General features: G+C 64.3%; 18 protein-coding genes. 14 read left to right on the forward strand and 4 right to left on the reverse strand.

What is annotated here, in order from left to right; genetic code table 11:
- The first annotated feature begins 73 nt into the window (after positions 1–73).
- Together zapE and CFB52_RS07630 are read left to right on the forward strand one after the other, a co-directional pair.
- The gene (zapE, locus tag CFB52_RS07625) at positions 74–1171 is read left to right on the forward strand and encodes a cell division protein ZapE (RefSeq protein WP_059575749.1); all 1098 of its coding nucleotides are present in this window, start codon (positions 74–76) and stop codon (positions 1169–1171) included.
- Positions 1172–1319: 148 nt separating this feature from the next.
- Positions 1320–1730, forward strand: coding sequence for a transposase (locus tag CFB52_RS07630; RefSeq protein ID WP_059575747.1), 411 nt, complete (start codon positions 1320–1322; stop codon positions 1728–1730).
- 110 nt (positions 1731–1840) lie between these two features.
- Here the strand turns inward: CFB52_RS07630 and CFB52_RS07635 are convergent, their stop codons facing one another.
- From CFB52_RS07635 to CFB52_RS07650, 4 genes are all read right to left on the reverse strand, one after another.
- Complete coding sequence (locus tag CFB52_RS07635; protein WP_059575745.1) at positions 1841–2302, reverse strand: DUF2147 domain-containing protein; 462 nt, start codon at positions 2300–2302, stop codon at positions 1841–1843.
- A gap of 174 nt (positions 2303–2476) precedes the next feature.
- A complete protein-coding gene (locus CFB52_RS07640; RefSeq protein WP_059575744.1) occupies positions 2477–4162 on the reverse strand; it encodes a ShlB/FhaC/HecB family hemolysin secretion/activation protein in 1686 nt (561 codons plus the stop codon).
- A gap of 144 nt (positions 4163–4306) precedes the next feature.
- Complete coding sequence (locus CFB52_RS07645; protein ID WP_059575742.1) at positions 4307–5656, reverse strand: collagen-like triple helix repeat-containing protein; 1350 nt, start codon at positions 5654–5656, stop codon at positions 4307–4309.
- A 40-nt stretch (positions 5657–5696) separates the two neighbouring features.
- Entirely contained in the window at positions 5697–7352 is a 1656-nt protein-coding gene (locus CFB52_RS07650; protein WP_059575740.1) for a collagen-like triple helix repeat-containing protein, read from the reverse strand.
- A 678-nt stretch (positions 7353–8030) separates the two neighbouring features.
- Here CFB52_RS07650 and CFB52_RS07660 point away from each other — a divergent pair.
- The 12 genes from CFB52_RS07660 (at position 8031) to CFB52_RS07715 (ending at position 19674) form a co-directional block, all read left to right on the forward strand.
- Positions 8031–8249, forward strand: a complete 219-nt coding sequence (locus CFB52_RS07660; protein ID WP_059575738.1) for a Flp family type IVb pilin — start codon at positions 8031–8033, stop codon at positions 8247–8249.
- 97 nt (positions 8250–8346) lie between these two features.
- On the forward strand, positions 8347–8847 hold the full coding sequence (locus tag CFB52_RS07665; RefSeq protein ID WP_059575735.1) for a prepilin peptidase: 501 nt from the start codon (positions 8347–8349) through the stop codon (positions 8845–8847).
- The gene (locus CFB52_RS07670) at positions 8844–9290 is read left to right on the forward strand and encodes a TadE/TadG family type IV pilus assembly protein (RefSeq protein WP_059575733.1); all 447 of its coding nucleotides are present in this window, start codon (positions 8844–8846) and stop codon (positions 9288–9290) included. Before CFB52_RS07665 ends, CFB52_RS07670 begins: the two co-directional genes overlap by 4 nt.
- Positions 9291–9380: 90 nt before the next feature.
- Positions 9381–10304: a Flp pilus assembly protein CpaB gene (gene cpaB / locus CFB52_RS07675; RefSeq protein WP_059575732.1), complete on the forward strand. Its 924-nt coding sequence runs from the start codon at positions 9381–9383 to the stop codon at positions 10302–10304.
- A 65-nt stretch (positions 10305–10369) separates the two neighbouring features.
- Positions 10370–11701, forward strand: coding sequence for a type II and III secretion system protein family protein (locus CFB52_RS07680; RefSeq protein WP_059575966.1), 1332 nt, complete (start codon positions 10370–10372; stop codon positions 11699–11701).
- A gap of 60 nt (positions 11702–11761) precedes the next feature.
- Positions 11762–13036 (forward strand): fimbrial protein, encoded by a 1275-nt coding sequence (locus tag CFB52_RS07685; RefSeq protein WP_059575730.1) that lies wholly within the window; start codon positions 11762–11764, stop codon positions 13034–13036.
- Between the two features lie 3 nt (positions 13037–13039).
- Entirely contained in the window at positions 13040–14413 is a 1374-nt protein-coding gene (locus tag CFB52_RS07690; RefSeq protein WP_059575728.1) for a CpaF family protein, read from the forward strand.
- Entirely contained in the window at positions 14406–15398 is a 993-nt protein-coding gene (locus CFB52_RS07695; protein ID WP_059575726.1) for a type II secretion system F family protein, read from the forward strand. The genes CFB52_RS07690 and CFB52_RS07695 overlap by 8 nt, the downstream gene beginning before the upstream one ends.
- Positions 15399–15402: 4 nt before the next feature.
- Positions 15403–16395 (forward strand): type II secretion system F family protein, encoded by a 993-nt coding sequence (locus CFB52_RS07700; protein WP_059575724.1) that lies wholly within the window; start codon positions 15403–15405, stop codon positions 16393–16395.
- An 18-nt stretch (positions 16396–16413) separates the two neighbouring features.
- The gene (locus tag CFB52_RS07705) at positions 16414–17256 is read left to right on the forward strand and encodes a tetratricopeptide repeat protein (protein WP_059575964.1); all 843 of its coding nucleotides are present in this window, start codon (positions 16414–16416) and stop codon (positions 17254–17256) included.
- 19 nt (positions 17257–17275) lie between these two features.
- Complete coding sequence (locus tag CFB52_RS07710) at positions 17276–17605, forward strand: DUF3613 domain-containing protein (protein WP_059575722.1); 330 nt, start codon at positions 17276–17278, stop codon at positions 17603–17605.
- 11 nt (positions 17606–17616) lie between these two features.
- Positions 17617–19674: a pilus assembly protein TadG-related protein gene (locus CFB52_RS07715; RefSeq protein ID WP_179231730.1), complete on the forward strand. Its 2058-nt coding sequence runs from the start codon at positions 17617–17619 to the stop codon at positions 19672–19674.
- Positions 19675–19747: the final 73 nt, after the last annotated feature.

The following is a 19747-nucleotide window of genomic DNA, read 5'->3' on the forward strand; positions in this document are numbered from 1 at the left end:
CGGCCGGCGCAGCCGTCTCATGACGAAGGCGGGCGGGGTTTCCCGCTCGCCTTCGTCCTTTCCGGTTTGCCCGATGAACGTCACCGAATACTACACGCGCGAGCTGACCACGCGCGGCTATCAGTCCGATCCCGCTCAGCGCGCGGCCGTCGATCGCCTGCAGCGCTGTTTCGACGAATGGGTCGAGTACAAGGCGCGCCGCTCGAACGCGTTCAAGAAGCTGATCAATCATCCGGATCTCCCGCGCGGCGTCTACATGTGGGGCGGTGTCGGCCGCGGCAAGAGCTTCCTGATGGACAGCTTCTACGCGGTGGTGCCCGTGCAGCGCAAGACGCGCCTGCATTTCCACGAATTCATGCGCGAAGTGCACCGCGAGCTCGAGGAGCTGAAAGGGCAGGCCGATCCGCTCGACGAACTCGCACGACGCATCGCGAAGCGCTACCGGCTGATCTGCTTCGACGAGTTCCACGTGTCGGACATCGCCGACGCGATGATCCTGTACCGGCTGCTCGATCGCCTGTTCAACAACGGCGTGCAGTTCGTGATGACGTCCAATTACGATCCCGACGACCTGTATCCGGACGGCCTGCATCGCGACCGCATGCTGCCGGCGATCGCGCTGATCAAGGAGAAGCTCGACGTGCTCAACGTCGATGCGGGCGTCGACTATCGCCAGCGCACGCTCGCGCAGGTGAAGATGTATCACACGCCGCTCGGCGCGGACGCCGATCGCGAATTGCGCCATGCATTCGGCAAGCTCGCGGCCGTGCCCGACGAGAGCCCGATCCTGCATATCGAGAAGCGTGAGCTCAAGGCGCTGCGCAAGGCGGACGGTGTCGTGTGGTTCGATTTCGCGACGTTGTGCGGCGGCCCGCGTTCGCAGAACGATTACCTCGAACTGGCGAGCCGCTTCCATGCGATCGTGCTGTCCGAGGTGCCGCAGATGTCGCCGCGGATGGCGTCCGAAGCGCGCCGCTTCACATGGCTCATCGACGTGCTGTACGATCACAAGGTCAAGCTGCTGATGTCCGCGGCGGTGCCGGCCGAGGCGTTGTACGTCGAAGGCCCGATGGCCAACGAATTCGCGCGTACGGTCTCGCGCATCGTCGAGATGCAGTCGAAGGAGTATCTCGAAACGCCGCGCCGTATCGTCGATACGTCGTTGACCTGAACCGGTTGCCGGTCGGGGAAGTGGCGGGGTTTAAACATCAATTTCGGTTAAATTTCGTCAATCTTCGGGTATTTTCGGATTTGTCTTATATTCATCGTTGAGGTGAGCGGATATTGTGGTGTCATGGTTATTAAGGCTGGAGATGTCCATGACACCGTATCGCGATTTGACCGACCACGAATGGCGCTGCGTCGCGCCGCTTCTGCCCGAAATGCAGCCGCGCACCGAGTTGCGCGGCCGGCCGTTAGCCAATACACGCGCCGTGCTGAACGGTGTGCTGTGGGTGATCTACAGCGGCGCAACGTGGTCGGCCATGCCGCGCCGTTACCCGTCGTATCAAACATGTCATCGCCGCTTCAAGGTATGGCACGAAACGGGCACGTTGATGAACGTGATGCGCGAGCTCTATGGCGACGCCGGCATGAATCTTTGCAATGAACTGTCCGCGCGGATGCGCAAGCACACGCAATCGAAGGCGGCGCAGGCGCGCAGCAACGCGGCGCCCGCATATCGCGCACCGGGCAGCTATGCACCGGATGCGATGAAGCACGCAGCGTGATGACCATCGGTTTCCGTTGTGCGCGCACCAAAAGCAATCGGCCTGGCGACGTCGTCGCAGGCCGATTTTTTATTGAGTCGTGCTAATCGCGCGTTCGGGCGCGTACCGCGTTATTGCTGGCGAACCCAGGTTTGTGACCGGCCCAGCAGCGACACGCCGATGTAGCCGCGCACCACGAGCTTCTGGCCGCCGTCTTCAAGCGTCATCTTGCACTTGTAGACCTTGCCGTTCTCCGGGTCGAGGATGTTGCCGCCGTCCCAGTGGTCGCCGTCCTTCTTCATCGCCTTGATGATCGTCATGCCCTTGATGAGCTGATCCTTGCGCTCGTCCGTGCACGCGGTGCAGCGACGATCGGGTGTATCGTTCGCGCCGAGTCCCTTGACGACCTTGCCCGTCAGCGAGCCGTCGCCGTCCTCGGCGATCTGTACCAGTGCCTTCGGTTGATGGGTGTTGTCGTCGATCGTCTGCCACATGCCGATCGGGCTGTCGGCCTGTGCGAACGTGGGCGCTGCGCTCGCGAGCAGGGCGCCGGCGATGGCGATTGCACGCAACGGGCGGGTCAGTTGAATCATTGTCTTCCTCCTTGTTTTGCATGTCTGTTCGATTCGCTCGCACGACCGTCTGCATGGGGCGGGCATGTTGCGAGCTTCGCCAGAATACGTGAAACAGCACGCTACGTTTGATAGAGGGGACTCTAATCGAAACAGCCGGCATCGCGCCGGCCGTTTCGTGGTTGGGGTGACCGATCAGTTGAGCTGATACGAGAACGCGGCGTTGATGCGCGGGCTGCGTGACGCGCTTTCGACCGGCGCATCGCCCACCGGTTTCGCGACGTTCAGATCGAGGCTGTAGTAGCGGCTGTCCGTGAGCCGCACGCCGACGGCGACCGACGACATGCGGTTCGGCGATGGCGTGCCCGCGTGCAGATACACGCGGGCCATGTCGTACGCGATGTACGGCGTGATCGATTTCAGATACGTCCAGCCCGGCGTGAAGCCGCGGTTGACTTCCAGCGACATCCCCCAGCCCGAGTCGCCCGACGTTTCGCCCGGCTGGTAACCGAGCGCGTAACGGGTCGAGCCGAACGATATCTGTTCGGACGTCGGCAGCGAGTCGGGACTGTATTGCCCGGTCAGCGAAACCGACGTGCCGATCCGGAACGGCCATTCGTTCGTCTGCGTGAACGTCGCGCCGGTGCGAACGAAAGTCAGCGAGATCGGGCTGTCCACCGAGGTCGTCGTCGTACCGACGGTAATGTCCTGCGCTTTCGATGCGCCGAGGATGTTGAAGCCCTTCGCGACGTTGACGCTCAGCTTCTGCACCTGTTTCGGCTGGACACTCGTGTAGTCGAGCTGCATCTGCAGCACGCGGACTTGCGAGCGCGTGTCGATGCTGTTGCCGTTGATCTTGCTCTGGTAACGATCTTCGTTGTGCGACGCATAGCCAGACACGGTGCCGAGCAGGCTGCGCTGGTTGTTCAGCAAGATCGGATAGGACGCCGAAAGACCGAGCTTCTCGTTCTTGACCGTGCGCTCGACTGACGACGGCAGGCCTGGGTTGTCGGTCGGCTTGCCGCGATACGTGCTCGCATCGAGACGCGTGATCAGGCCGCTGCTGCCGACCGGCAGCGCGCCGCTGAACGCGAAGTAGGTCTGCTTGTCGCGTCCCGGCGGTGCGAGCGCCGAGATGCTCAACTGCTCGCCGAACCGCGTAAGGCCGTTTTCGGTCGCGGTGATGAGACCCTGGACGCCCGGGTGGTTGAAGTCGACCCCCGTGCTGACGTTGAATGGCTTGCGATCGACTGCGAGCTCGAGCGTCGTCGCGCCGTCGGTGGTTTGCGGCGGCGGGACGTTCGCTTTCACCGTGAGGCCGGGCAGCAGGCCGAACGTGTTCACGTAGCGCTCGAACGTCGCCCGGCGCAGCGGACGATCGGCCGTGATGTGCGCGGCAATCGCGCGAATCTTCGGTTCCATCGCGCCGGGTTTGCCGGTGACCTTGACGTCCGACACATACCCTTCGACCACCGTGATGCGCACGACGCCGTTCTCGAACGTCTGCGCGGGAACGAACGCGAACGACAGCGCGTAGCCGCGTTCCTGATACAGCTTCGTCACGCCGTTGGCGGTTTCGATCAGCTCGCCGATCGTGATGTCCTTGCCGACGAGCGGCGTGAAGCGGCGCGTGATTTCCTCGAACGGTATCGACTTCACGCCTTCGACCTGGAACGTCTTCGGCGTCAGGTGCCGCGACAGCAGCTCCTGCAATTGCGGGGCCTGCGGCGCGACCTGAACGGTGACGTTCGGGCCCGTCTTCGGTGCGTTGATCTGGGGGAGGGAGTCGAGCGGGTTACCGCCGACGCGCGTTTGTGCCTGTGCCGTGCCTGCTGCCGCGATGGCGAGCAGCATCATCCATCTGTCGAGTCTGGATTTCATTGTTCTTCCTCGTAGGCCTTGCTTTTCGTCTTCTTTGTAATGCCGGCACGCGACACCAGGGTGTCGCGCGCCGCGTGCCGCCATGCCGGGCGTGTTGGTACGGCCGCGTCATTCGCTCCGGCTGCGATGACGCGACCGTCCTCCTTACTTGCCGACGCTACCCAGCGTACCCAGCAACCCCGTGACCGGCGCCAGCAGGCCCGTCGAACCGCTGCCGGACGATGCCGTACCCGACACGCTGCCGACCAGCGACGTGACGGGCGCGAGCGGGCTCGAGCCCCCGGACCCTGCCGCACTGCCCACTGCTCCGGTGACAGTATTCAGCAAACCGGTGACGGGCGCGAGAGGGTTTGCACTGCCTGCGCCACCCGTTGCGCCGCCGAGCGTGCCGGTGACCGTCGAGACGAGGCCCGTGACCGGTGCGAGCGGGCTGCTGCCCGAGCCGCCCGTTGCACCACCGAGCGCGCCCGTGAGCGAGCCGAGCGGCGTCGAGCCGAGACCCGACAACAGGCCGCCGAGCGGGTTCGTCGAACCGGAACCCGATGACGAGCCGTTCTGGACGGTTGCCGTCGAGCCGCCGACGAGGCTCGTGATCAGGCCGGGAATCGGTGCCGCGCCGTTCGGGCCGTTCGGATTGACGAGGCCGCCGGCGTTGGTCACGGTATTGCCGACCGCGGTCACGAGCTGGCCGACGTCGCCGACGAGCGGCTGGCTCGACGTTGCGCCGACCTGCTTGCCGGCCGAGCTGATGGCGCCGCCGATCTGGCCGAGCAGGCCCGAGACGGGTTGGCCGAGGCCGGTCGTTGTGCCGACCTGCTGCGTGACCTGGCCGGCGGTGATCACGAGCGGCGTGATCGCCGAGCTGATCGGCTGCGTGACCTGCTGCACGGCGCCCGACGACAGCGTCGAGCCGATCGTCGTGCCGGCGGCCGTCAGGCCGTTGGCGACCGTGTCCAGCACGGTGCCGACCGGCGTCGTGACCGGCGCGAGCGGTGCCAGCGGGCCCGTGCCCAGCGCCTTCACCGTGGAGCTCAGGCCGGACACCGTGTTGCTGGTGGCACCGACGACGTTGCCGAGACCGGCCACCGTGGTGCCGACCGGGTCCTTCGTCGAGCCGATCTGCCCGAGTCCGTTGCTCACCGCGTCGGCTGCCGCGCCGACGATCGTGCCGGTGCTCGCCAGTGTGCTGCCGACGCCCTTCGTCACGCCGTCGCCGAGGCCCGGCAGGCTGATGTTGCCGACCGTGCTGCCGAGGTCGCTGGCCGTCTGGCCGACCGTGCTGATGACGCCCTTGGTGCCGGTCGACGAGCCGCTGGTGCCGCTCGTGCCCGGCGTGCCGCTCGTGCTCGGGTTGTTGTTGTCGTTGCTGCTGGTCGGCGGCGAGCTGACGCCGCCGCCGCCGCAGGCGGCCAGCAGGCACGCCGCGGCGAAGGCGGTGAGGGGCACGCGCCACTGGCGCAGGGCGGCGGCCGTGATGGAACGTTGCTGGGACATGATGGACTCCTCGCTGTCTTTTCGATGAATGGATGTCGGATTACTTGCCGTGCGTGCCGCCGAGCAGGCCGCCGATCAGCGACGTGACGGGCGCAAGCAGATTCGACGACGAACCCGAGTTCGTGACGGCACCCGTGCCGCCGCTCAGTGCCGGTGCGCCAACCGTGCTGGTGACAGCGGGGACCGGAGCGGCAATCGGATTACCGCCGCCCGCTACGCTGCCGAGTGCGCCGGTGACCGCGGAGACGAGGCCCGTAACCGGGGCGAGCGGGCCGCCGTTGCCGCCTGCTGCGCCGCCGAGCGCGCCCGTCACGGTGGAGACCAGACCGGTAACCGGCGCGAGCGGACCACCGCTGCCGCCTGCTGCGCCACCCAGTGCACCCGTGACCGTCGAGACAAGGCCCGTGACCGGCGCGAGCGGACCACCGCTGCCGCCTGCTGCGCCACCCAGTGCACCGGTGACCGTGGACACGAGACCCGTGACCGGCGCAAGCGGGCCGCCGCTGCCGCCTGCTGCGCCACCCAGTGCACCGGTGACCGTGGAGACGAGACCCGTGACCGGCGCGAGCGGGCCGCTGCCGCCACCCGTTGCGCCGCCGAGGGCGCCGGTGACCGTCGAGACGATGCCGGTGAGCGGAGCGAGCGGGTTGGTCACGCCGCCGGTGCCGCCCGTGAGCAGGCCGCCGACCGCCTTCACGGTGTTGCCGGTCGACGAGACGGTGTTGCCGAGGCCCGTGGTGACCGGGTTGCCGCCCGTCGATGCGAGCAGGGCGCCGGCCTGGTTCAGGCCGTTGCCGACCGTGCCGAGCAGCGTGTTGACCGGTGCGCCGAGGCCGGTTGCCGAACCGATCGTCTGGGTCGTCTGGCCGACCATCGTCGTGATCGGCGTGATGGCCGAGCTGACCGTTTGCGTGACTTGCTGGATCGGGCCGGTCGACAGCGCGTTGGTGAGCGTGGTGCCGCCGTTCGAGACGGCGCCGCCGAGCGTCGAGACGAGGCCGCCGACGGCCCCCGTGACGGGCGCGAGCGGCGACAGCGGGCCGCTGCCGAGGCTCGTGACCAGGTTGCCCGTTTGCGTGACTGCGCCGCCGAGCTGATTGACCACGCCGCCGGTGCTGGCAACCGTGGTGCCGACCGGATCCTTCGTCGCGCCGAGCTGGCCGAGACCGCTGCCGAGGCCGTTGCCCAGGGCGGTAACCGCGCCGCCCACGCTTTGTACGATGCCGCCCGCGGCTTGCGTGGTGGCCGGATTGACGCCCGGCAGCGTCTGGCTGCCGATGACGGAGCCGAGGCCGGAGACGGTGCCGCCGGCATTCGTGATGATGTTGCCGGTGCTTGCGAGGACATTTCCCACTGGATTCGCCGATACACCCGACGTGCCGGACGTACCGCTCGTGCCCGAAGTTCCGCTGGTGCCCGACGTACCGCTCGTACCCGAGGTCCCGCTAGTGCCGGACGTGCCGCTCGTGCCCGAGGTGCCGCTGGTGCCGGACGTACCGCTCGTGCCCGACGTACCGCTCGAGCCATTGCCGCCCGACGTGGAGATCGTATCGCCGCCGCCCGAGCTCGAGCCGCCGCCGAGGCCCTGGCTGATGGAGCCGGAGCCGCCGCACGCGGAGAGGGAAAGCATGGCTGCAACGGTGGCCGCGATCAGAGTCGTCCGGAACACGCCATGAGGGATAACCTTAATGTCCATTTCGTCCTCGCATTAGAAGTGTGTTGTGAACTGCGTTGTGTTGAGTGGTGCGAGGACTACTCTGCAACTGTCGTGCCACTTCGATGCCCAACGGCTCGGCAACAGGTTTTAAACGAGGCAATTCCTTGTCGGAAAAGGAAGTTCCGGAAATTGAAAGATTGTTGAATCTGTTTAAGTGCAAGGGAATGAGAACGGTTTCGCCCGTTTCGTAACGTAACGTCACAACAATGGCGTTACGCGCGGGGCGTAACGCGGGGCCCACACGGGCTTGGTGGACGCAGCAATTGTTTTACTGGTGGATTAGGTGTGCACATCTAACCTATCGTAAATCCTATGTGTAAGTCGTACCGAAACGCCGTACAAATACGTTGTGCTCCTGGTCATTTTTTTCCGGCAGAGTGGTTAAAAGAGGTTGGAATTCAAATAGGATCGGATATAGAATCCGGAGCAGATGTAAGGGTATGTACGGTTCGGTACACTACGTTCGAGGAGGAGCGCTATCGCGAATGTTAACTTGCATCAAATCGTGAGCAATGCCCTTCGGGGCGACCTATAAAGAAAGCGCACCCGGTTGTCGTTACAGCAGATGTGGCGAACGGTCCGGGGCAAACGGCCAGATATGCGGGGACGTATACGTATAAAAGGCCAGAAAACGTAAATACAGGCACGAGGAATAAAATGAAAGCAATCATCAAGCGTTTCCTTAAGGAAGAAGACGGGGTTACCGCGATCGAGTATGGGCTGATCGCGGGTCTTATCGCTGTCGCGATCGTCGCCGGGGTGACGAACATCGGCAGCAGTCTCGGCAACATGTTCACCAATCTCGGCACGTGCGTGTCGTCTCCTTCGTCTACGAACTGTTCTGCCTCCGCGATTCGGGCAACCCCGACGACCTAAGCCGACTTCTTCTTTTCCGGAAGTCGTCGTGGCGCAGTAGCGGGCGGACTACCTCGGTAATCCGCCCGCCCTTGCATCTGCTGCGGATCGTGGTGCGATGGAACATCTCATTTTTAGCGGGATATTTCTGACCTGGGCTGGCTCGGTCGTGGTCAGCGATATTCGTTTCCGCCGTATTTCGAACACCCTTGTCGTGGCCGGATTAATCGGCGGGGTCGGCGCTGCATGCGTGGCCGCGAGTCCATTTGGCATTTCCGTGCATCAGGCAGTGGTCGGCATGCTGATCGGCCTGATCGGTTTGATGCCGTTTTTCCTTCTGCGCGTCATGGGCGCAGCAGACGTCAAAATTTTCGCCGTGCTCGGCATCTGGTGCGGTGCGCATGCGCTGCTTTGGCTCTGGGTGGCTGCCAGTCTGGCTGCAGGGCTGCACGCGCTCGTGCTGATGCTGTTGTCGCGCACGTCGCTCGGAGGCTTGTGGCGGCAGCGCGCGCCAGTGCTGGCAGTTGGCGGGTATCGCGCGACGCCTTATGCCGCATGCCTCGCGGTGCCGGCTGCCGCCTGGTTGGTCTATCTGGTCGCAATCGGGGGCGTGCGATGAAACGACAGAACGCATGCCGGAGATGGCGACGGCAACGTGGAGCGACAGCGGTGGAGTTTGCAATCGTGTTTCCGCTGTTCTTCGTGATTTTTTACGCGATTCTGAGTTTCGGGATGATTTTCCTTATTCAGCAGAGCTTGACGCTGGCTGCAAGCGAGGGCGCGCGTGCTGGGTTGGCTTATGCACCGGACCTCTCGACGCGCGTCGCGAACGCCAAGACGACCACGCAGAACGTTCTAGGTTGGCTGAACAGCAGTCCGCCCAACGTGGTGGCGCAGCAGTGCAACTACAACGGAACGCCTACGCCGTTGCTGTACTGCCTGACGGTCACGGTGAGCTATACGCCTGATAGCTGGATGACGATCATGCCGTTCCTCGGGACGATCATGACCAAACCACTGACGGGTACGGCAGTGGTGCAAATTCCGCAGTCGATGCTGTGAGTTGGGCATCATGATGCGATAGATCTGTCACGTGCAAATCGCGCGACAAGAAGAAACTGATTGGATTCAATCCGGCATCCATACGACAACATGGCCAACAACATAACGAAGATCATCGCGGGGCTGCTGATTGCGATCGCGGTTCTGCTCGGAATCTATGCATGGGTGCTTGGACGCAGCGTGTCAAGTCCCACGCCGGCACAGCCGATGGTGGCGGCAACGGCGGTGCCGATCGTCATTGCAACGCGTGCTTTGTCCGGTGGACAGCCGATCCCGGCCGATGCGCTGAAGATCCAGGCGACGGTGCCGGCACCGGCAGGCGCTTTCAGCGACCCCGCTGCGCTGGCTGGCCGCGTGCCGATTCGCGACATTCCGGCCTCGACCCCGGTCGTTGCGGATGCACTCGTGTCGGGGCTTGCCGAGGACGTGCAGCCCGGCGAGCGCGCGGTTGCGGTTCGGGTCGACGAAACGAACGCGGTCGGCAACCGCCTGCGGCCCGGAAATTTCGTCGACGTGTTCCTGAACCTGAAACGCGAAGTCGGCAGCACGATGCTTGACGGCGAGGTTTCGCAGACACAGGCGCGGCTTCTGTTGTCGAAGGTCAGGGTGCTGTCGTTCGGCGATGCGACCGCCGAGCGCGACAGCGGCAACAACAACGGTGGTAATGGGCAACCGACCGGCGCCCGCATCGCGGTGCTCGCGGTGCCGACCGCGCAGGTCGATGCGCTGACGCTCGGCGAGGCGACCGGCCGCCTGACCTTGGCATTGCGCAACCCGCGTGACGACGATCTTGCGCTGCAGACGGTCGCAGTACGTACGGATAACAAGCTGTCGCCGTCGGCGCTGGCCGCAGCAGGCGTCTCGCTGCAGCAACTGTCGGGCACACCGAGAACGCCCGTAGCCAGTACGAACCTGCCTCCGTTGCCGTCGCACCTGCCGCCGCCTGTACGGCCGAGCGGGGGGGGCGGCATCGAAGTGATTCGCGGCGGCCGGTCGGAAACGGTTGCTTATTGAACCAGGTCGACGGCCATCGATACCAGCGACGACAAGCAAAAGGCCGCGCGCCGGTCTACCAAACGATGAAAAACACTCTGATTGCATTCGCGATTGCCATCTGCATCATGACCTTCGCTTCGCTCGCAAGCGCGAGCGCTACGATCGAACTCGCCGTCGGCGCACAACGGCAGATTTCGGCGGGCCGCACGCTGCAGCGCGTCGCAGTCGGTGATCCGGCAATTGCCGACGTGCTGATCATGAAGGGTAGCCGCTCCGGTTCCGTGCTGCTCACTGCGAAGGCTCCCGGCGCAACCAACGTGATGCTGTGGGAGCGCGGGCACGATGAACCAAGGATCTGGAACGTCGCGGTGGTCGACGCGGCCGCGCAAGCCGTGCTCGACGGCGCTACGCCGCGCGTGAATGCATACGGCGGCACGGCCGTGCTGCAAGGCTCGGCCGCGTCGCTCGAGGCACATGCGCGTGCGGCCGCGGTCGGCAAGAACATGAGCGGCAAGGGCGCCGTGATCGACCGCTCGACGGTGCCCGGCAAGAGCGTCGTGCAAGTCGATGTGCGGGTCGTCGAATTCAGCCGTTCGGTGCTCAAGCAGGTCGGGTTCAATTTCTTCAAGCAAAGCAACGGCTTTTCGTTCGGATCGTTTTCGCCGGGCGGCGTGCAATCCTATAGCGGCGGGTCGGGCCCGGGGACCAGGGGATACGTTCCGACGCTCGGATCGCCAGTCGCGTCCGCATTCAACCTGGTCGTGAACGCGGCCGGACGCGGCATCTTTGCCGACCTGTCTCTGCTGGAGGCGAACAATCTCGCGCGCGTGTTGGCCGAGCCGACACTGGTCGCGCTGTCCGGGCAGAGCGCGAGCTTCCTCGCGGGAGGCGAGATTCCGGTGCCATCGCCGCAGGGGCTCGGTTCGACGGCGATCCAGTGGAAGCAATACGGCGTCGGGCTCTCGTTGACGCCGACGGTCTTGAGTCCGAGCCGGATCGCGCTGAAGGTCGCGCCCGAATCGAGTCAGCTCGACTTCGTGAACAGCGTGACGATCAGCGGCGTCGCAGTGCCCGGCATTACGACGCGCCGCGCGGATACGACCGTCGAACTGGGCGACGGCGAGAGCTTCGTGATTGGCGGGCTGATCGATCGCCAGACGATGTCGAACGTGAGCAAGGTGCCGTTGCTCGGCGATCTGCCGATCATCGGGTCCTTCTTCAAGAATCTGAGCTATCAGCAGAACGACAAGGAACTGCTGATCATCGTGACGCCGCATCTCGTTGCGCCGATTGCCAAGGGTGCAGTGTTGCCCGCGACGCCCGGCGAGTTGTCCGAGCAGCGCGACGGGCCGGTCTGGAAATCGTATCTGGGCGGAGTTGCGTCGCCCGACGCTGCTCCCGGATTTTCGAAATGAGTGGAATGTCTCGCGGCTTGCGATGCAACGCCACGCCTTGTGTAATCGGGGGTGTTCGACATGAATGCGCGAATTCAATCCTTGTGTGAACCCGCCGTGACCGACTATTTCGTTTGTGCGTCGCAGCATGAGGCACATGTCCGCTGGCTGGCCGATACGCTCGTATCGGCCGGCGCGGTCGAGGCCGCATCGCTCGATCCGGGTGTGCTGGCGCAACGCATTACGGGCCTCAATCCGACGCTCGTTTTTATCGATTTCTCCGACGGCAGCGCGGCGGCGAGCATTGCCGCGGCTGCGATTCGCGCCACGCATCCGGGGCTGCCCATTGTCGCGCTGGGTTCGCTCGCACAGCCGGAGAGCACGCTCGCTGCATTGCGCGCCGGCGTCCGCGATTTCATCGACGTGTCGGCTCCGGCGGAAGATGCTTTGCGCACCACGCGCGGGTTGCTGGAGAACGTCGGCGAGCCGGCGAGCCGCCACGGCAAGCTCGTTGCATTGCTCGGCGCGCGTGCGGGCATGGGGGTGAGCACGCTCGCGGCGAATCTGGCCGTATGGTTGCAGAAGCGCTCGGTGAGCCCGGACGGGAGCGGCGTGCCGAACGGCGGGACGCCGGCCGGTCGCCAGACCGCGCTCGTCGACCTCGGGTTACCAGCGGGTGATGGCGCGTTGTTCCTGAATACGCGCTGTGAATTCCATTTCATCGATGCGGTTCACAACCTGCGCCGCATCGACAGGACCTTCGTGAATACTGCGCTGACCCGGCATGAGAGCGGCGTTGCGTTGACGACGCTGCCGGCGGATCTTGGCGCGCTGCGCGACGTGTCGTACGCGTCGTGCGCCGGTTTGCTGAACCGGTTTCGCGCATTCTTCGATCAGCAGATCGTCGACCTCGGCGGTTTTTCGAATCGCGAATTCGTGGCACAAATCACGAGCTCCGCCGACGAAGCATGGCTCGTCTGCGATCAGGGCGTCGCGTCGATCGTATCGGCGGCCGATTTGCTCACCGGGCTGCGCGATGCGGGTGTCGAGACCGATCGCATGCGGCTCGTCGTCAACCAGTACGACCCCGCGCTCGATCTGACGCCCGGGCAGATCGCGGAGCGGCTAGGGCTGTCGCTGGCCGGCACGTTGCCGTCGCGCCGCGTCGCGATCGGTCATGCGGCCAACCAGGGGCGACTCATCGTCGATATGGCGGAGCGCGATCCGTACGTGCGCGCGCTCGAGTCGCTCGCCGCGCGGCTGCCGGGCGTGTCGATTCGTCCGGCTGCACCCGGTCCGGCGTCTGGATTGTCCGCGCTGAAGCGTTTCATTCAACCCTTGTCCAAGCGGTCGTAAGCGATGGCACACGACATTCAATTTGCCGACGGCGCAGCGCCGTTCTCCCAGACTCAGCAGTTCCACGACATCAAGAATGCCGCGCACGAACACTTGCTGACGCGCATCGAAGAATTGGGCGCCGAGTTCGGCAGATGGTCCCGCCAGGCGATCAACCAGTTCGTCGATCTCGAGATCGACAGCTTCGTGCGCCTGCGCCGCATTCCGCTCAATGAAAACGAGGTACGGACGATCGCGGAGGCGCTGACGAAGGAACTCGCGGGTTTCGGCCCGATCGAGGATTTGCTGGCGGACCCGGCGGTCGAGGACATCCTGATCAACGGCTACAACGACGTGTATGTGTCGCGTCACGGGATTCTTGCCAAGCTGCCGGTGCGTTTCACCGATAACGCGCACCTGTTGCGCATCGTGCGGCGGATACTCGCGCCGATCGGTCGCCGGCTCGACGAGTCGAATCCGATGGTCGATGCACGGCTGCCCGACGGCGGCCGCGTGAACGTCGTGATCGAGCCGCTGTCGATCGATGGTCCGGTCGTGTCGATCCGAAAATTCCGCAAGGATCCGCTGAAGCCGTCCGACCTGCTTGGTAACGGGACATTCAACGAAGAGATCAACACGTTGCTTCAGGCGGCGGTCGAGGCGCGCTGCAACATTCTCGTGTCGGGCGGTACGAGTTCCGGTAAAACCTCGCTGCTCAACGCGCTCGCGTTCCATATTCCGGAAATCGAGCGTGTCGTGACGATCGAGGATACGGCCGAGTTGTCGCTGAACCACCCGCACGTCGTGCGGCTCGAGAGCCGTCCGGGCGGGTTCGACGGCACCGGTATCGTGTCGATTCGCGACTTGCTGCGCAATACGTTGCGGATGCGTCCGGACCGGATCATCGTCGGCGAAGTACGCGGCGGCGAGGTGCTTGAAATGCTGCAGGCCATGAACACAGGCCACGACGGCTCGATGGGCACGGTGCACGCGAGTTCTCCACGCGAGTGTCTGTACCGTCTCGAGATGCTTGCCGGTTTTGCAGGTTTCCAGGGCACCGAGTCGAGCCTGCGTCGGCAGATCGCGAACGCCATCGACTTCATCGTGCAGATAGGACGCCTGTCGAACGGGCGGAGACGGATTCTGTCGATCACCGAAGTGACCGGGCTGTCCGACAACATCATCGCGACCCAGGAGCTTTACCGCTATGAAGCGCGTGTGACGCCGGAGGGCGAGGAAGTCGATCACTGGGAAACCCTGGGCATTCATCCGCATTCACCGAAGCTTGCGCGCTTCCGTCAGACGCTGACGAGCGGTGGGTTCGGCGATGCCGGATTCGGTGGCGGCGGCTTTGGCGGTGGCGGGTTCGGCCGCGGCGGCGGGGGCTTCAATGTATAGCGGGATGGTGTGGGCGCTGGCGCTCGCGATGCTGTGTGTCGCGGCTGCGATGATGCTGTGGCATCACGCGCAGACCCGGCGCGTACGGACCGACGCGAAGCGTTTCATCGACAGCCGGCTCGAGCCTGGCGCACGTGTCGACGCACCGGCGAAGCGTGCGCCGGCGGCTGGTGCAGTGCGTGCCGTACAGCAGCCGGGAGCGGCACGGCAGGTATCGTCGGATGCCTTTTGGGTGCACTGGTATGCGACCGCATCCGAATATCTGTCCAACCTCGCAAGCCGTGCGGGGATAGACGATGCGCGCGGCAAGGCGGTCGTCGCGCTTGCCGCGCTCGTTGCGGCTGCGGTCATCGCCGGCAGTCACGGCGGCATGCTGGCGTGTTGCGCGGCGATCATTTGCGGTAGCGCGATACTCGGTGTCTGGCTCGCGTCGCGGATCCAGCGGCGACGGCTGAAGATCGTCCGGCAGATCCCGTCGTTCCTCGACGGGATCGTGCGTCTCGTGACACTGGGCAACAGCGTACCGGCTGCTTTCCAGTCGTCACTGTTGACGACCGAGGAGCCGCTGCGCGGCTGTCTCGACGTCGTGTCGCGGATGCTGCGCGGCGGTATCGAGATCGACCGCGCCATGATGCACATCGCGAAGATCTACCGGACCGAAGAGTTTGAGCTCGTCGGGTCGGTGTTGCGTTTGTCGGTCAAATATGGCGGTCGTGCGGATGTGATGCTCGAGCGGATGGCCGTATTCATGCGCGATCTCGAGCAGGCCGAGCGTGAATTGACCGCGATGTCGTCGGAGACGCGGCTGTCCGCGTTCGTCCTCGTCATGCTGCCGATCGCAATCGGGAGCTTTGTCGTGATGACCAATCCGAAGTATCTGTACGGGATGTGGGGCGATCCGAGCGGGCGGTCGCTGCTCATGATCGCGTTCCTGGCTCAAGTGGTCGGCAGCATATGGTTGTATCGAATGGCTCGGCTCAGGTGACGCTATGACAGCAACTCAGATCGGGGCGATTGCGTTGGCCGTGGGCGCGCTCGGGGTGCTGCTCCTCGGGATGGCCGTGACGTTACGTGCGAATGCCGCGGCGCGGGCGGAACGAGCATTGGTCGATGCGCTGGATCGGCGAATGGCTGCACTGGAGGCGGCGAAAGCGCGGCCCGCGCAGGATGGCGATGCGCAGGCGAAAGCCAACGCGCGTCGCGGGCGGCGCGTCGAACGTTGGCTGGATCGCCTGTCGGCGGCAGGCATGCGCTGGCTGGACACCGGATTCGGCAAATATGCCGTCGCGGAAGAGGATCGTCGCCTGCTGGAGCAGTGCGGGTATGTCGATGCACGCACGCGTGGGCTATTTCTGAGCGCGCGGGTGGCATGCGGGATCGGGTTGCCGCTGCTGTTCGCGATTTTCGCGAGCGGGCGCATGAAAGGCAGTATCTGGATGGTCGGCATGTGCGCTGCCTTCGGGCTCGGCTTCATGCTGCCGAAACTCTACGTGCAGCGCCGCGCCGCGTCGCGGCGACAGCGCGTCGTCGACGAATTGCCGCTACTCGTCGACATGTTGCGCTTGCTGCAAGGCGTCGGCCTGTCGCTCGATCAAAGCCTGCAGGTCGTGACGAACGATTTTCGGGGGATGCTGCCGGTCTTGTCGTCGGAGGTGGGAATCGCGCAGCGTCAGTTCGCCGCGGGCCGTACGCGCGAGCAGTCGCTGCAGCGGCTGTCCAGTGGATTCGACAACGAGGATTTGCGCGCGATCGTGCGATTGATGATTCAGGTCGACAAGCATGGCGGTGCGGTGCAGGAACCGCTCAAGCAGTTCGGCGATCGTTTGCGCGAGACGCGTCGTGCGATGCTGCGCGAACGGATCGGCAGATTGACGGTAAAGATGACGGGCGTGATGGTGCTGACGCTGTTGCCGGCCTTGCTGATCGTGACGGCGGGACCGGGCATGCTGGCGGTGATGCGCGCGTTGTCGTCGCAGCATTGAAGGATGGAAGGACAGACGATGAAGCGAATCGGCGAAGCGGTAACCCGGGCGGGCATGCTGGCGGCGGCGCTGCTGCTCGGTGCATGCGCGACCAAGGAAAGCGGGTATGGCGTCGGCGCGCAGACCGAGCGTGCGGCACTGATGCAAGCAGCAGATCAGAAGCAGTCCGTGCCCGATACGCCGGGGATGTATCTCGGTCTGATTCAGCGCATGCAAGCGCAGGGACTCTATTACGCGTCGCTCGCGCACATCGATGCATATGACAAGACATACGGTGTCATGCCGGAATCGATCCTGTTGCGTGCGGACGCGCTGCGGATGACCGACCAGCCGGCCGCAAGTGCCGCTGTGTATGGACAATTGCTGAAGACGCCGCTCGCGGCACGCGGCTATCGCGGGCTGGGGTTGCTTGCGGGCGCCGCAGGCGATTTCAACCGTGCGGTGCAAGCGCTGACGCAAGCGTCGGAGCTCGCGCCGACGGATCCGTCGCTACTGTCCGACCTTGCTTATGCGAAGTTGCGCAGCGGCGACGTCGTCGGCGCGCGAGTGCCGCTGATGAAAGCTGCCGAACTCGATCAGCGCAATCCAAAAATCGTCAGCAACCTTGTGCTGTATCTGTTTGCGGCAGGACGTGCGCAGGATGCGCAACGGCTGATGAACCAGCAGCATCTGCCGCCGGAAATTCGCAAGGACATCAATGGTGATGCCGCGAAGATTGCCGCGGCAGTGCGTGCGCAGCAGCGCGCGATCGCGACGCCGCCGGTGGTGTCGCGGCCCGGCGCGACGACGGCGATCACGCCGATGGCGAACAACTTCGGTTACGACCAGACTGTGCCGCTGCTGCAACGGTTTGCGCAATGAACAGCTATCGGGGAACGATATGAACGACAACACACACAATCGAAGCGCACGCGCGGGGCGGATGGCGGCGCTGGCCGCTATCGTCTGCATCGTAACGGGTTCTGCTGCCGCATACGGTCAAGACGCCGTGACACTGGGTGCGTCCGAGGTCGGCCGCTCGACCAAAGACTGGCTCGCGATGCAACGCGACAACCGCGCGGCGGCTCCGACGCAACCTGTGTTCGGCGACGTCGCGTCGCTCGCGTACCAGCGCTATCTGGATTCGTTCAAGAACAAGATTCCGGATTCGATGAGTTCGCAGCTCGGCGCAGTGGGTGGCATGTCGGGCGGCGGGCAGGGCGCGCAATAAGCGGGATGACCATGCGCGCAGATCAATCGCACGCGGGGCGGCGGAGGAGCGCCGGCAGTCCCGGCGGAAGTCGCCAGCGCGGTGGCGTCGCGATCGTGGCGACGATCTGGGCGCTGGCCGCGATCATTATCCTGGGGGCGATCGACGTCGGTCATTTCTATGCCGAAAGACGCCGGATGCAAGCGGCGGCCGATCTGGCCGCGTTGTCGGCGGTCTCTCAGGTCACGACCGACTCGACTTGTCAGGCGGCGAGGACCGCAGCCAGTCAAATCGCGAACCCGGCGACGAATGCATTGCCGGCGGGTTCGAAAGTTTCCGTGTCGTGCGGCATCTGGACCGCGCCCCAGGGCAGTGGCAGCGCGCAGTTCACACCGGTGTCGGGTGACTCGATCAGCGGAAACCAGTGCGCGGGTCTATCGGCCGGAGCGGTCAATGGCCAGTCGATCAACGCCGTTTGCGTCACGGTGACCGAGCCGGTCGACGGGGTTTTTCGCGGTGGCGTCACGATTGGCGGATCTGCCATTGCCAAGAGCGTACCCACCGACACTTTTACGCTGACCACGTCGCTTGCAGCGTTGAACGGTGGATTGGCCAACCAATTGCTCAAGGCGCTGACCCGATCGAACGACAATGCGCTGAATCTTCAACTGGTCGACTATCAGGGGCTCGCACAAGTCAACTTGAAGCTGGCCGGCATTCTGGCCAATCTCCCGGTCGGCACCAGTACGGGCGTGCTGAACGGCACCGTGACGCTCGGTCAACTGGCCAATGCCGCGGTGCAGGCAGCGACGCAGCAAGGCGTGGCCGCGGCGAACCTGAAGGTGCTGAACGCACTGGTCATCGCCCTTTGTCCGGGCGGAGCCTGCGGCGGCCCGCAGATCGCGCTCGGTCAACTCGTTTCCGCCGCGACCGCGACGGGAAGCTCCGCCGTCAACGCCAGCGTCAATGCGCTCGGCTTGCTGTCGACGGCGTTGCAGATCGCGAACGGCACGAATTCCGTCGACATTCCGAGCGTCACGGTTCAGACGCCTACGGTGCTGTCACCGCTGCTGAACGTGACCGTCTCGGGTTCAGTCAAGTTGGGGGCCAATCCGCCGTCCACTGCGAGCGGTCAGCCCGGGCCATCGAATTGCGGAACATCCGATTGCACAACGAACACGTCGACCGCACAGGGCAACGTGTTCCTCAATACGTCGATCTCGCTGCTGTCGAGCTGCCCTACTGGCGGGTTGGTCTTTCCAGGTGGCAGTTGCCCGTCGGGTAGCGCGACGCCGCTTGCCGCCGTTCAATTGCCGATTACGGCATACGTGGCGCCCGCCACGGCCGGCTTGGCGTCTGTCAGTTGTTCTGCGAACGGTACGAAAAGCGCGACAGTGAACGTACAGACCGGCGTCGTCGCCGTCTATGTCGGTGGTTCTTCAAGTACGAAGATCAATCTCTCTGCGCCGTCGGGTTATTCGCCCGACAGCAGCGCGGCTCCGATTCAACTGGTGTCCGTCAATCTAAGCAGCCTGCTCAATCTGCTGAACCTTGGCGGGTTATCGTCCACGCTGGCGGTCTTGGTCAAGACCCTGACGCTCGGCATCGTCGACCTGAACGCAATTTCGGTCAACATCGGCCTGCGGCCCGGGCAAATGACGACAGTGCCCGTCGCTAACCAAAGTCCGACGCAGTTGCTGTTCTCGTATCCCGGGCCGCAGTCGTCCGCTGCGCCGAATCCGCCGGCGCCGTACACATTGGGCGTCGGAACGGACCAGTTTCTGTCGCCCGCAGTGACAGGCATCACGAATAATGGTCTGACCGTGTCGTTGACGCTGGGTGACAGTGGACTGCTTGCGGCGTTGAAGGCAGTTGGCATCGATCTGAGCGGAGTACTGAGTCAGGTGTTGAGTAAGCTGCTAGGTCCGCTTCTGAGCGCGCTCGGGAACACACTCGTTCCGCTGCTCCTGCAACCGATCGATTCGCTCCTGACTTCCGTCACGGGGCTCCTTGGCCTGAGCCTGGGGAATGCCTATGTCACCAACACACCGGATTCGATCAAATGCGGCGATCCCATGCTGGTTCAATGAACACCTGAACGTGCCGTTACCGAAGCAGGCGGTATGGCCGCCTGCATCCGGCTACTGGTCCGCCACGCCACGC

Source organism: Burkholderia sp. AU18528, assembly GCF_002223215.2.
GTDB classification, from domain to species: domain Bacteria; phylum Pseudomonadota; class Gammaproteobacteria; order Burkholderiales; family Burkholderiaceae; genus Burkholderia; species Burkholderia semiarida.